Here is a 13,510-nt window from a genome sequence, read left to right as displayed (position 1 = left end):
TAAATATGCTAATTGCTAAATTTTTAAGCGGAAACTGTCAATTTTTAGGCACATCACTGACACCCTAGTGTCCTTTTGCCTGCTCTTGCCTGCCGCGTGACCGCCCCGACGTCACCGGAAAACTCTCCGGGCGGGGAAGGAAGTACGGCTGCCGGGGGTTTATGCGATCGACAGGATCCCGGCCAAGGCATACGAAGCGGAGAAGTCATAGATCCATATGGACCTATGAATAGAATTTCTAATAACTAAATATTTATTAAATCTGTGAGCCAGGTTGTCCTTTCCAGGCCAACTTCGGGCGCCGGACATTTGTCGTCGCACGGCGCCTCAGCCACCTCAAACGCCGCAGGTTTTCGCCGCGCCAGAATGAAAGAGCCCCGCACTCGGGCGGGGCTCTTGCTTGCCGTCAGTCCGCTCGCATCAGGGGATGCAGACGCCGTGCTGGCTGCTCTGCGCCAGGTCCATCAGCTCGCGGTTGGCCACGGCGTACATGGCGTAGTCGGTACCCGACGCGGCACGCAGTTCGACCAGCATCGCCCGCCAGCGCTCGACCAGCGGCAGGTGCTGTTCCAGCCACAGGCCGACGCGAGCCTCGACCTCCTTCGGTCCGTCCTGCATCTGCAACACCGAGACGGTGATCGCCCGCTGCTGCCAGTCGAGGTCGTCGCGGAACGCCTCGCGGGCCAGCGCCTGCCAGTTGTTCTCCACCGGCAGGTTGGTGATCTGTTGCAGGTACCAGGTCAGGTCCAGCGCACTGCCCACGGCGAAATAGGCCTTGGCCACTTCCGCGGTGTCCTGGCCGGTCACGTCGGACGCCTCGATGATCGGCAGCAGCGTGTACAAGTGGCTGGTACCGGCCACCATGCGTGCCAGCAGTTCCGGCACGCCGGCGTCGACGTAGGTCTGGTAGCGCGCCTGCCACAGCTCGCGGGTCGGCCCTTCGAGCAGCTCGTTGAGCTTCAGGCCGAGGGCGGCGATGCGCGGGCCGAAGTGGGCCACGTCGCGCGCCGCGTCCAGCTCGTTGCGGCGGCTGCGGAGGAACCAGCGGGTGGCGCGGCGGCCGAGGCGCATCAGTTCGTCCATCAGGGTCAGCTGGATGTCTGCGGGCACCTGGTAGTCGAGATTCTCGATCTGGCGGAACCAGTGCGGCAGGTGGAACACGTCGCGGACGATCACGTAGGCCCCGGCGACGTTGGCCGCGCTCATGCCGGTGGACTCCTTCAGGCGCTGCACGAAGGTGATGCCCATGTGGTTGACCAGGTCGTTGGCGATCTGCGTGCTGACGATCTCGCGCTTCAGGCGATGACGGCGCATGGCGTCGCCGAACTTCTCCGCCAGCAATGCCGGGAAGGCGGTCTCCATGTCGCGGGTCAGGTAGTCGTCGTCCGGCACCAGCGATTTCAGCAGCGATTCCTTGAGATCGATCTTGCTGTAGGAGATCAGCACCGACAGCTCGGCGCGGGTCAGCCCCTGGCCGGCACTGATGCGTTCCGCCAGCTCCTCGTCGGAAGGCAGGAACTCCAGGGCGCGATCCAGCTTGCCACGCGCCTCGAGGTCGCCCATCAGCCGCTTGTACTCGGCGATCCGCTCGCGGGCGCGACGTTGCGCCAGGGACAGCGCCTGGGTCTGCTTGTAGTTGTTGCCCAGCACCAGGGCGCCGACCGCGTCGGTCATCTTCACCAGCAGCGCGTTGCGCTGCTTCTCGGTCATGTCGCCGGCCTGCACCACTTCGTTGAGCAGGATCTTGATGTTGACCTCATGGTCGGAGCAGTCCACGCCGCCTGCGTTGTCGATGAAGTCGGTGTTGTTGGCACCGCCGTGCAGGCCGAACTCGACCCGCGCCAGTTGGGTCATGCCCAGGTTGCCGCCCTCGCCCACCACCTTCGCGCGCAGCTCGCGGCCGTCGACGCGCAGACCGTCGTTGGCCTTGTCGCCGACATCGGCGTGGGTTTCCTTGCTCGACTTCACGTAGGTGCCGATACCGCCGTTCCAGAGCAGGTCGACCGGCGCTTTGAGCAGCGCATGGATCAGCTCGGTGGGCGCCAGCCTGTCGGCGTGGATGTCGAAACGCGCCTTCATTTCCGGGGTGATGGCGATGCTCTTGGCGCTGCGCAGGAAGATCCCGCCGCCGGCGGAGATCAGCTTGGCGTCGTAGTCGGCCCAGCTCGAACGTGGCAGGTTGAACAGGCGCTGGCGCTCGACGAAGCTGCTGGCGGCGTCAGGGTTCGGGTCGATGAAGATATGCATGTGGTTGAAGGCGGCCACCAGTTGCAGCTTGTCCGACATCAGCAGGCCGTTGCCGAACACGTCGCCGGCCATGTCGCCGATGCCGATGACGCTGATGTTGTCCTTCTGCACGTCGATGCCGCGCTCGCGGAAATGCCGCTGCACGCTGACCCAGGCGCCCTTGGCGGTAATCCCCATGCCCTTGTGGTCGTAGCCGGCGGAGCCGCCCGAGGCGAAGGCGTCGCCGAGCCAGAAGCCGTACTCGGCGGCGATGCCGTTGGCAATGTCGGAGAAGGTCGCCGTGCCCTTGTCCGCGGCGACCACCAGGTAGGGATCGTCCTCGTCGTGGCGGACCACGTTGGCCGGCGGCACCACTTCGCCTTCCTTGAGGTTGTCGGTGATATCGAGCAGGCCGGAAATGAAGATCCGGTAGCAGGCGATCGCCTCGGCCTGGATCTCGTCGCGGCTACCGCCAAGCGGCAGGCGGCGCGGGACGAAGCCGCCCTTGGCACCGACCGGCACGATCACCGCGTTCTTCACCTGCTGGGCCTTGACCAGGCCGAGCACCTCGGTGCGGAAGTCCTCCTCGCGGTCCGACCAGCGCAAGCCGCCGCGAGCCACCTTGCCGCCGCGCAGGTGCACGCCCTCGACGCGCGGCGAATAGACGAAGATCTCGTACTTGGGCACCGGCCTGGGCAGCTCCGGGATGGCCTTCGGGTTGAACTTGAAGCTGAAGTAGCTCTTGTTCTGGCCGTTGCCGTCGGGCTGGTAGAAGTTGGTCCGCAGGGTCGCCTTGATCAGGTCGAGGTAGCGCCGCAGGATGCGGTCCTCGTTGAGCACCTGGACTTCGTCGAGGGCACCGAGGATCGCCTGCTCCAGCTTCTGTTGCTTGTCTTCCAGGTCTTCCGCTGTGAGTTTGCGCGCCAGGTAGAAGCGTGTCTTGAACAGCCGCACCAGCTCGCGGGCGATGTCGGTGTGGGCATTCAGCGCGCTGGCGATGTAGCCGAGGTCGAAGCCCAGGCGAATCTGCTTCAGGTAGCGCGCGTAGGCACGCAGCAGGGCAACGTCGCGCCACGGCAGGTTGGCGGTCAGCACCAGGCGGTTGAAGGCGTCGTTCTCGGCGTCGCCGCTGACGATGTGGACGAAGGCGTCCTGGAGGATCTCGTTGAGCTGCTGGATGTCCACGTCCAGCCCTTCGGCGTAGGTGAAGGCGAAGTCGTGGATCCAGTATTCGCGACCGCTCTGGTGGCGCAGGCGGTAGGGGAATTCGCCGAGCACGCGCAGGCCGAGGTTCTCCAGGATCGGCAGGACGTCGGACAGGGCCAGCGGGGTATCGGCGTGGTACAGCTTGCAGTGCAGTTGCTGCTCGCCCTGCGCCAGCGGCTGGTAGAAGCTCATCACCAGCGGGCGCTGCTCGGACAGGCTGAGCAGGTGCTGCAGGTCGACCACCGCGAAGTGCGGGGCGAAGCGCTCGCGGTAGCCGGCCGGGAAGCCTTTCGGGAAGTCGGCCAGGACATTGGTGCCCTTGGCCTCGCCGAGGTTTTCCACCACCAGGCTGCTGTAGTCGTCCTGCCAGGAACGGCAGGCCTGGATCACTTCTTCCTCCAGGCGCGCCGGGTCGATGTCGATGCGCGACTTCGGGTCGACGCGGAGGATGAACTGCACGCGGGCCAGCACCGACTCGGAGAAGAAAGTCCAGAACTCGCAGTCGCTGGCCTGCAGGCGCTCCATCAGGACCTGCTGGATCTTCAGGCGCGTCTCGGTGGAATACACGTCGCGCGGCACATAGGCCAGGCAGTAGCAGAAGCGGCCGTAGGGGTCCTTGCGCAGGAACACGCGGATCTTGTTGCGCTCCTGGATGCGGACGATCGCCAGGGCGGTGCTGAACAGCTCGTCCACCGGGGTCTGGAACAGGTCGTCGCGCGGCAGCACTTCCAGCACCTGGGCCAGTTCCTTGCCGAGGTGGGCCTTGGTGTCGAAACCGGAGCGCCGCATCACTTCGGCGACCTTGCCGCGTATGAAGGGGATGTCGTTGACGCTCTCGTTGTACACCGAGGAGGTGAACAGGCCCATGAAGCGGCACTCGCGGATCACCCGGCCCTTGCCGTCCAGCTCGCGGATCGACACGTAGTCCGGGTAGGCCGGGCGGTGCACGCGGCTCGGATGGGCGGCCTTGGCGAAGGACAGCAGGACCGGTTCGCGCAGGTAGGCGACGGCATAGTCCTCGATGTGCAGGTCATCTTTGCTCAGGCCGGCGCGCAGCAGACGGGTCAGGCCGAGGAAGGATTTCTCGTCGTAGACCATGCGTCCGCCGTCGGCCTCGTCGGCGACGCTGAATTCCTCGTAGCCGAGGAAGGTGAAGTGGTTGTCCAGCAGCCATTCGAGATAGCTGCGCACTTCCTTCAGTTCCTCCGCCGGCACCTTCAGCTTGGCCTTGCCGAGCCAGGTCAGCAGTTCGCGGGCCTTGGCCTTCATCGGTTCGAAGTCGGCGACGGTCACGCGTACTTCGCCGAGCACTTCCAGGATGGCCTTCTCCAGCGCGCGCAGTTCGCCGGCGTGGGCGCAACGGTCGATCTCCAGGTACATCAGCGATTCCTGGCTGACGTCCTTGCCCTGGCTACCCTTGGGCAGGATTTCCTTCAGCTCGCCCTTGGCCGAGCGGCGCACGCTGAGGACGTTGGTCTGCAGGGTATGGATGCTGTAGCCGCGGCGGTTCAGTTCCATGCGCACCGAGTCGACCAGGAACGGCAGGTCCGGGTGCAGCACTTCCACCGCGGTGTGGGTGGATTGCCAGCCGTGCTTCTCGTAGTCGGGGTTGTATACGCGGACTTCGGGCTGGTCGCGGTCGAAGCGCTCCAGCAGGCGCCAGGCGGAAAGGGTACAACCGACCAGGTCGGAAAGCCGACGCTGGGTCAGTTCATCGAGGGAGATCAGGCTGAAGAACTGTTCGGCGAACAGCGTGACTTGTGGTAACGCCTTGTCGCCGAGGTGCTGCGCCAGTGCCGTCTGCAGTTGATGCTGGAAATCGGCTTTGCTGGCCGCGGTGAAGAACGCCATGGTTGTACTCCGCTTGGCTTGTTATTTCATGGAGGCGAGCGGTTCGCGGGAAAGGTCGCGAGCAACGCACCTTCGGACCGACCCTCGCTGCGTCCATGAAGTTCAGCAGAAGCTGAGCATTAATCCAGGCAGGCAGGCGCACAGCAAAGGCTGACCGGGAACCGCCCTTTTCGGCGAGCGACCCGCCGGTCATATCCGACAGAGCTTAACGAGCCGGCAAGGCAAAACACTTACCGTGCTGCGACATATTCGTTCACCCCGGGAGCATCGGCTCACTGCACCGGCAGGAAATGCATGAACAGCAGTCCCTGGGCGTAGTTCACGCTGATCCGCCGGTAGCGTTCGCCGAGCACCTCGGCGAGCAGGTCCAGGCGCGCGACGATCTTGGCGAACTCGCGGGCGTAGCTGAGGTTGCTGGCGTCGTCGGTGAGGGCGTTGGAAAGCAGCAAAGGGGCGCCCTTGTCGTCCTTGCGGGTAGCCAGCATCCAGGTGGCGACCTCGACGTTGCGCGCGGCGTTGTAGACATACTGCGCGTCGATCCCCTGGTAGACGTAGAACTCGGTACGCCCGCCATGGGCGGTGATCAGCATGCTGGCCAGGGCATAGATGAAGGCGCCGACGCGGTCGCCCTTGAATGCCGGATCGAGGGAATAGGACAGCGCGGCGATGTCGCGGCGGCCGCCCAGGTCGCTGAGTTCGCGGTTCTGCTCGATGGCCCGGCGGATCGCCAGCTCGGCGTCGGCCTGGCTCGGCAGGCCGGTCTTCTTCCATTCGGCGGGATTGCGCTTGTACAGCTTCCAGAGCAACTGGTAGAGGCTTTGCAGGTTGTCGCGCATGGCCAGGGTAGCCATGCGATCGGCATCGGTCTGGAGGAATTCGCCGGCGCGCATCGAGCCCTGGCTGGTGTCCTCGCCGGCGGCGTTGCGCGGCGCGTTCGAACATCCGCTGGCGAGCGCGCCGAGCAGCAACAGCAGCCCGCCGACCCAGCGCCGCCACCCACGCCGGGCGCGGCCCTCCCCCTTGCGCCGGGCAAGCCCCGGCAATGTCGCTCCTGACAAACGCTCTGTCCATTCGCTGTTCGCATCGCGGAAACCGACCCGCCTGAGCCGGCGAAGTTCCCCGGGCGCGTCGATCCGCCGCGCTTCGCGAGGCAGGTCACGGCGAGAGGCGGAGGCTTTTCACCGGCATACCCGCGCGGGTTCACGAATAGGCGCGGCACGAGCGTCGGAGAGTACGCTAGGCAGTCGCCGTGCGCTAACATGTGCGGGATCGGGGGGCGTCATCCGCCGCAGAGCGGAGCCTTCTCCCCGCCCGCCCGCGCCGGCCTCGCCGTGCGCCACCGAGCGACACCCCAGCAGGCCTTGGAACCGGTAGTCCAGACAATGAGCAACGAGCCAGAAAGCACGCAGCACAAGAGCGCCCTGCAGGGACTGAAGGGCTACCTGTCGAGCCAGATCCTCGGCCAGGAAAAACTCGTCGACCGCCTGCTGATCGCGCTGCTAGCCGACGGCCACCTGCTGGTGGAAGGCGCGCCGGGACTGGCCAAGACCAAGGCCATCAAGGACCTCGCCGAAGGCCTCGAAGCCGAGTTCCACCGTATCCAGTTCACTCCCGACCTGCTCCCCGCCGACATCACCGGCACCGAGATCTATCGACCGGAGACCGGCACCTTCGTGTTCCAGCAAGGCCCGATCTTCCACCACCTGGTACTGGCCGACGAGATCAACCGCGCCCCGGCCAAGGTGCAATCGGCGCTGCTCGAAGCCATGGCCGAGCGCCAGGTTTCGGTCGGCCGCAGCACCTACGACCTGCCACAGCTGTTCCTGGTGATGGCGACACAGAACCCGATCGAGCAGGAAGGCACCTACCCGTTGCCGGAAGCCCAGCTCGACCGCTTCCTCATGCACGTCAAGATCGGCTACCCGGAGGCCTCGGTGGAACGCCGCATCCTCCAGCAGGCACGTGGCGAGGCACTGAACGGCGAGGCCCGGCCGGAGCGCCGGGTGACCCAGGAAACCATCTTCGCCGCGCGCCAGGAAATCCTCGGCCTGTACATGGCCGACGCGGTGGAGGAATACCTGGTGCAACTGATCATGGCCACCCGCACCCCGGCCAAGCACGACGCGGAACTCGCCGAATGGATCTCCTACGGCGCCAGCCCGCGCGGCTCCATCGCCCTCGACCGCTGCGCGCGCGCCCACGCCTGGCTGGCCGGACGCGACTTCGTCAGCCCCGAGGACATCCAGGCGGTGCTGTTCGACGTGCTGCGCCATCGCCTGATCCTGACCTTCGAGGCGGAAGCCGCCGGCATCGACCAGGACCGGGTCGTGCAGCGCATCCTCGACGTGGTCGCCGTGGCCTGAGGCCGCCGCCATGCTGAGCGCCGCCCCTGGCGTCGAACTGGGCCTCGACGAGCTTCTGGAAATGCGCCACCGGCTCCACGAAGCGCGCCTGTTCTCCTCGCAGAACCGCCGCAGCCCGCTGGTCGGCCTGCATCACTCGCGCCTGCGCGGACGCGGCGTGGACTTCGACCAGGTGCGCATCTACCAGCCCGGCGACGACGTACGGACCATCGACTGGCGCGTCACCGCGCGCACTCGCGAGCCGCACACCAAGCTGTTCCACGAGGAACGCGAGCGGCCGGTATTCGTCCTGGTCGAACAGAGCCAGCGCCTGTTCTTCGGCTCCGGCCTGTGCTTCAAGGCGGTGCTGGCGGCACGCGCGGCGGCTTTCATCGGCTGGTCGGCGCTGGCCCACAACGACCGTATCGGCGGCCTGGTATTCGGCGACCGCGACTGCCACGAAATCAAGCCGCGACGCAGCAAGCACAGCCTGCTGCAACTGTTCAACCAGCTGTTGCGGGCCAATCGCGAACTGCGCGAGACGCCGGCCGAGCGGCCTGGCGAACTGTTCGGCCTGGCCCTGCGCCGCGCCCGCGAAGTGCTGCGCCCGGGCAGCCTGATCCTGGTGCTGTGCGACGAGCGCACCCTCAATGACGTCGCCGAGCAGCAACTCAGCCTGATCGCACGCCATACCGACCTGGTGCTGCTGCCGCTGTCCGACCCGCTCGACCATGCCCTCCCCGCCGCCGGGCTGCTGCGCTTCCGCGAAGGCGCCGCCGACCTCGAGCTGGACACCCACGCCGACGAGCTGCGCCAGGCCTATCGCGAGCTGGCCGAGGCGCGCCGCGCGCGCTGGCAGCGGCTGGCCCAGCGACTGGGCGTGCCGCTGCTGCCGCTGTCCACCCAGGAAGACCTGGTGGAGCAGTTGCGGGACCTGCTGGAACAACACCAGCCGGGGTATCGCGCATGAATCCGCTCGACCGGCTGGAACCGCTGATCGCCCCCCCGCCCGTCGGCTGGTGGCCGCCGGCGCCCGGCTGGTGGTTGCTGGCCGCCCTGCTGCCACTGCTCGGCTGGGGGCTCTGGCGACTACGCCGGCACCTGCCGCGGCGCACCATCGCCACCCGCGGCGAAGCGCCGCTGGATCCGCTGCGCGAAGCGGCCCTGGCCGAACTGGCCGCGCTCGCCAAGCCCTACGGCAGGGCTTCCGCAGGGCCCTGGCTGCAAGCCATCAACGGCCTGCTCAAGCGGGTCTGCAGGGCGCGCTGGCCAGATAGCGGCAGCCACGCCCTCAGCGGCCGCGCCTGGCTGGCGTTCCTCGACAACCGTTGCCCGGCCGCCGGCCTGACCCGCTGGATGATCCTGGTGGAAGGCGGCTACCGCGCCGACTGCACCCTCGACGACAAGGCCGTGGACGGCCTCGACGCCGCCGTCGCCACCTGGATTCGCAAGCATGTTTGAGTTCGCCTGGCCCTGGGTCTTCGCCCTCGCCCCGTTGCCCTGGCTGCTGCGCCTGGTGTTGCCGGCCGCCGACAGCGGCGAGGCGGCGCTCAAGGTGAGCTTCCTCGACGAACTCGAAAGCCTCGCCGGACGCCGTGCCCGCGCACGCCTGCCGGCCTGGCGGCAGCAGGTGCGCTTCGCCCTGCTCTGGTTCCTCCTGCTGCTCGCCGCGGCCCGCCCGCAATGGGTCGGCGACCCCCTGCCGCTACCCGCCAGCGGCCGCGACCTGCTGCTTGCGGTGGATGTCTCCGGCTCCATGGACTACCGCGACATGCGCTGGCAGGACGACGAGATCAGCCGCCTGGAACTGATCAAGAAACTCTTCGGCGACTTCGTCGAAGACCGTCGTGGCGACCGCGTCGGCCTGATCCTGTTCGGCAGCCAGGCCTACCTGCAGGCGCCGCTGACCTTCGACCGGCACACCGTGCGGGTCTGGCTGGACGAGGCGCAGATCGGCATCGCCGGCAAGAACACCGCGATCGGCGACGCCATCGGCCTGGCGGTCAAGCGCCTGCGCCAGCGGCCTGCGGAAAGCCGGGTGCTGGTGCTGATCACCGACGGCGCCAACACCGGTGGACAGATAGCCCCGCGGATCGCCGCGCAACTGGCCGCCGAGCAACAGGTGAAGATCTACACCATCGGCATCGGCGCCGATCCGCAGCAAGGCGGCGTGCCTGGCCTGTTCGGCTTCAACCCGGGGCTCGATCTCGACGAGCCGACCCTGCGCGGTATCGCCGAGAGCACTGGCGGCGAATACTTCCGCGCACGCTCCAGCGCCGAGCTGGAAAGCATTTCCGCGACCCTCGATCGCCTCGAACCGGTCGCCCAGCAGACTACCCGGGCGCGCCCGGCCCTGGCGCTGTACAGTTGGCCGCTGGCCGCCGCCCTCGGCCTGAGCGTGCTGCTGGTGGCGCTGGAACTCTGGCCACGGGAAAACCGGACCTGGCCGCGCCGCCGCTCCGGGAGGCAACCATGAACCTGTTGCTGGACGCCTGGCCGCACTGGCTGCGCCCCTACTGGCTGCTGCTGGCGCCGCTGCTTGGCTGGTTGCTGTGGAAGCTGCTGCATCGCCAGCGTCGTGCCGGACGCTGGCAATTGCTGCTGCCGACGGCCTTCCAGCCCTGGCTGCTGGTCGGCGGCGCCGGGCGGCAGAACCGCATGCCCTGGATCTGCCTCGGCATCGCCTGGCTGCTGGCCCTGCTGGCCTTGCTCGGGCCCAGTTGGCAGCAACTGGAACAGCCCTCGATGAAGCGTAGCGACCCGCTGGTGGCGATCCTCCAACTGACTCCCGGGATGCTTGCCGGCGACCTGTCGCCGACCCGCCTGGAGCAGGCCCGGCGCAAGCTGCTCGACCTGCTTCGCACGCGCAACGACGCGCAGACCGCGATCGTCGTCTACGCCGGCAGCGCGCATACCCTGGTGCCGCTGTCGGACGACCAGCTCACCGCGCGCAACCTGCTCGACGCCCTGAAACCTTCGATCATGCCCGAGCCCGGCCAGCGCGCCGACCTCGCCGTGCGCCAGGCCCTCGACCTACTGGAACAGGGCGCCCAGGGCCGCGGCCGCCTGTTGCTGCTGACCAGCGAGCTGAGCGAACCCGAGCGCCAAGGCATCCGCAGCGCCCTCGAGCACCGGGCGGCGCGCCTCGCCGTGCTCGGCGTCGGCACGCCGAAAGGCGCTCCGGTGCAGCAGGAGGATGGCAGCTTCCTCAAGGACGACCAGGGCGGCATCCTCCTGCCCAGGCTCGACGAAAGCGGGCTGCGCCGCTTCGCCGCGGAGATCGGCGCCGGCTACCAGCGCCTGCGGCCGAACGACCGCGACCTCGACAGCCTCGGCCTGCTGGCTCGCGGCGGCACGCTGGAGGAAGACCGCGAGAACGCCCTGCTGCGCCTGCAGCGCTGGGCCGACCAGGGTTACTGGCTGCTCCTGCCGCTGCTCCTGCTGGCCGCCTGTGCCGGACGGCGCGGCTGGCTGTTCTGCCTGCCGCTGTTGATGCTGAGCCTGCCGCAACCGGCCATGGCCCTCCAATTCGAAGACCTCTGGCTGCGTCCGGACCAGCAAGGCCAGCGCCTGTTGCAACGGGGCCAGGCGGAAGAGGCGGCGAAGCGCTTCGAGGACTTCCGCTGGAAAGGCCTGTCGCTCTACCAGGCCCGCGACTACGCCGCCGCGGCCCAGGCCTTCGCCCAGGGCGACCAGGCCGCCGATCACTACAACCGTGGCAACGCCCTGGCCCGCCAGGGCGAACTGGAAGCCGCCGTCGACGCCTACGAACAAGCCCTGGAGCGCCAGCCGCAACTGGTCGCCGCGCAACGCAACAAGGCCCTGGTCGAGGAACTGCTGCGCCAGCGCCAGGAACAGGCGGCGCAGCAGCAGGCCGGCGAGAACAAGGAGCAGCGCCAGGAAGCGAGCCAGCAGAGCCCGCCATCCGGAAGCAGCCAGCGGCCGCCGCGCGACGCGGCGACCGTCGATGCGCAGAAGGCCCAGGCCGCGGCGCCCTCGACCAGCCTGCCGGAAGACGAAGGTGAGAAGACCGCCGGAGCACCCGACCAAGCGCAGCCGCAACCCGACGCCGAGGACGAGCGGACGGGCGACGAGGAAGCCGGCGACGGACTCGATGACGAACGTCGCCAGGCCCTCGAGCAATGGCTGCGACAGATTCCCGACGATCCCGCCGAGTTGCTGCGGCGCAAGTTCTGGTACCAACAGCAGCAACGCCAGGAAGCCACGCCATGATCCGCCTGTTCTGCAGCCTGCTTCTCGCGCTCCTCTGCGTCTCCGCCCACGCCAGCTTCAGCGCCAGCGTCGACCGCGCCCGCCTGACCGAAGGGGAAAGCGTCGAACTGACGCTGGAATCGGACGACCCGACCCTCTTCGGCAAACCCGACCTGAGCCCGCTGGACGCCCTCTTCGAGGTCCTCGGCACGCGCCAGGTCAACCGTCTCGCCACGCAGAACGGCCGGGCCCAGGCCACCACCCGCTGGATCGTCACCCTCCTGCCGAAGCAGAGCGGCTACGTGGCGATCCCGCCGATCAGCCTGGGCGCCAGCAGCACCCAGCCGATCAGGCTGCACGTACTGGAGGCGCGCGACCGCGCCAAGAGCAGCAAGCTGGCGCCGGTCTTCATCGATGCCAGCGTCGACCAGGAGAAGGTCTACGTGCAGGCCCAGGCGATCCTCACCCTGCGCATCTACCACTCGGTGTCGCTATACGACGACAGCAGCCTGACCCCGCTGGTGATGAACGACGCGAAGGTCGAACAGCTCGGTGAGGCGCGCACCTACGAGAAGGAGATCAACGGCATCCGCCACGGCGTGATCGAGGTGCGCTACGCGATCTTCCCGCAGAAGAGCGGCACCCTGGAGATTCCTGCGCAAGCCTTCAGTGCGACCCTGGTCGACCGTGGCAGCGACGACTACAACCCCTTCGGCCCGCGCCCCGGCCGGCAGATGCGGGTGACTTCGCCGAGCATCCCGCTGCAGGTCCGGCCCAAGCCTGCCGACTATCCGGCCGACGCGCCCTGGATGCCGGCCCGCGCGCTGAGCATCAGCGAAAGCTGGAGCCCGCAGCCGGAGCAGGCACAGGTCGGCGAATCGCTGACGCGCAACGTGCTGCTGAAGGTCGAGGGGCTTTCCGGCACCCAGCTTCCGCCGTTGCCGCTGCCCGACGTACAAGGCCTGCGGCGCTACCCGGACCAACCGCAGCTGGCCGACCAGAGCACCGACCAGGGCCTCATCGGCAGTCGCGAGGAGCGCGAGGCGCTGGTGCCCGAGCAAGCCGGGCGCATCGAGTTGCCGGCGCTCGAAGTGGTCTGGTGGAACACCCGCGAAGACCGCCTGGAGCACACCAGCCTGCCACCGCGCACCCTGGAGGTGGCCGCCGCGCCGCAGGCCGAGGCTGAGCCGCCGGCGGCGGCGCTGCCGCTCGGCGAACGCCTGGAGCCGACGCTCTGGCCCTGGCAACTGGCTACCGCCGTGCTGGCCCTGACCACCCTGCTCGGCTTCGGCCTCTGGTGGCGCGCCCGCCAGCTACCGGCGGTGATCCGCGCCGCGGCCAACGGCCCGAGCAGCCGCAGCCTGCTCGACGAGCTGCGCCGCGCCTGCCTGGCCAACGACCCCCAGGCGACCCGCCAGGCCCTGGACGCCTGGGCCCGTCAGCAACCCGATACCCTGGCCGACATGGCGGCCCGCTTCGTACCGCTGTCCGACGCCCTGGATGGCCTCAACGGCGCGCTGTACAGCGAGAGCGGCCATTCCTGGCAGGGCGAGGACCTGTGGCGGGCGATCCGCGCCCTGCCCACCACGGAACAAGCGCCGGCGGGAGCGGTCGACAATGGCGGCCTGCCACCGCTCTATCCGCGCTGAACGGCGCTATGGTTAGGACTGGCA

General features: G+C 67.9%; 8 protein-coding genes. 6 read left to right on the top strand and 2 right to left on the bottom strand.

Annotated features, from left to right (window positions below):
- Positions 1-420: 420 nt before the first annotated feature.
- The gene (gdhB, locus tag HMPREF2886_RS16860; RefSeq protein WP_033968962.1) at positions 421-5,283 is read right to left on the bottom strand and encodes an NAD-glutamate dehydrogenase GdhB; all 4,863 of its coding nucleotides are present in this window, start codon (positions 5,281-5,283) and stop codon (positions 421-423) included.
- 272 nt (positions 5,284-5,555) lie between these two features.
- Positions 5,556-6,326, bottom strand: a complete 771-nt coding sequence (locus HMPREF2886_RS16855; protein WP_033968964.1) for a hypothetical protein — start codon at positions 6,324-6,326, stop codon at positions 5,556-5,558.
- Positions 6,327-6,665: 339 nt separating this feature from the next.
- On the opposite strand from HMPREF2886_RS16855, the gene HMPREF2886_RS16850 reads away from it, so the two are divergent.
- The 6 genes from HMPREF2886_RS16850 to HMPREF2886_RS16825 are packed head-to-tail and all read left to right on the top strand — an operon-like array spanning position 6,666 to position 13,486.
- The gene (locus tag HMPREF2886_RS16850) at positions 6,666-7,646 is read left to right on the top strand and encodes an AAA family ATPase (RefSeq protein ID WP_003103494.1); all 981 of its coding nucleotides are present in this window, start codon (positions 6,666-6,668) and stop codon (positions 7,644-7,646) included.
- A 10-nt stretch (positions 7,647-7,656) separates the two neighbouring features.
- Positions 7,657-8,595, top strand: coding sequence for a DUF58 domain-containing protein (locus tag HMPREF2886_RS16845; RefSeq protein ID WP_033968968.1), 939 nt, complete (start codon positions 7,657-7,659; stop codon positions 8,593-8,595).
- Entirely contained in the window at positions 8,592-9,086 is a 495-nt protein-coding gene (locus tag HMPREF2886_RS16840; protein WP_003107434.1) for a DUF4381 domain-containing protein, read from the top strand. The genes HMPREF2886_RS16845 and HMPREF2886_RS16840 overlap by 4 nt, the downstream gene beginning before the upstream one ends.
- Complete coding sequence (locus HMPREF2886_RS16835; RefSeq protein ID WP_033968970.1) at positions 9,079-10,101, top strand: VWA domain-containing protein; 1,023 nt, start codon at positions 9,079-9,081, stop codon at positions 10,099-10,101. The genes HMPREF2886_RS16840 and HMPREF2886_RS16835 overlap by 8 nt, the downstream gene beginning before the upstream one ends.
- Positions 10,098-11,858, top strand: a complete 1,761-nt coding sequence (locus HMPREF2886_RS16830; RefSeq protein ID WP_033968971.1) for a VWA domain-containing protein — start codon at positions 10,098-10,100, stop codon at positions 11,856-11,858. The genes HMPREF2886_RS16835 and HMPREF2886_RS16830 overlap by 4 nt, the downstream gene beginning before the upstream one ends.
- Positions 11,855-13,486, top strand: a complete 1,632-nt coding sequence (locus HMPREF2886_RS16825) for a BatD family protein (RefSeq protein ID WP_070747886.1) — start codon at positions 11,855-11,857, stop codon at positions 13,484-13,486. The genes HMPREF2886_RS16830 and HMPREF2886_RS16825 overlap by 4 nt, the downstream gene beginning before the upstream one ends.
- The last annotated feature ends 24 nt before the right edge of the window (positions 13,487-13,510 follow it).

The organism is Pseudomonas sp. HMSC066A08 (assembly GCF_001813025.1).
In the GTDB taxonomy this organism is placed as follows: Bacteria; Pseudomonadota; Gammaproteobacteria; order Pseudomonadales; family Pseudomonadaceae; genus Pseudomonas; species Pseudomonas aeruginosa.
This window is presented reverse-complemented; position numbering and strand designations above follow the sequence as displayed.

Coding starts and splice junctions, on each gene's coding strand:
- gdhB (WP_033968962.1), bottom strand. CDS start 5,283: ATGGCGTTCTTCACCGCGGCCAGCAAAGCCGATTTCCAGCATCAACTG.
- HMPREF2886_RS16850 (WP_003103494.1), top strand. CDS start 6,666: ATGAGCAACGAGCCAGAAAGCACGCAGCACAAGAGCGCCCTGCAGGGA.
- HMPREF2886_RS16845 (WP_033968968.1), top strand. CDS start 7,657: ATGCTGAGCGCCGCCCCTGGCGTCGAACTGGGCCTCGACGAGCTTCTG.
- HMPREF2886_RS16840 (WP_003107434.1), top strand. CDS start 8,592: ATGAATCCGCTCGACCGGCTGGAACCGCTGATCGCCCCCCCGCCCGTC.
- HMPREF2886_RS16835 (WP_033968970.1), top strand. CDS start 9,079: ATGTTTGAGTTCGCCTGGCCCTGGGTCTTCGCCCTCGCCCCGTTGCCC.
- HMPREF2886_RS16830 (WP_033968971.1), top strand. CDS start 10,098: ATGAACCTGTTGCTGGACGCCTGGCCGCACTGGCTGCGCCCCTACTGG.
- HMPREF2886_RS16825 (WP_070747886.1), top strand. CDS start 11,855: ATGATCCGCCTGTTCTGCAGCCTGCTTCTCGCGCTCCTCTGCGTCTCC.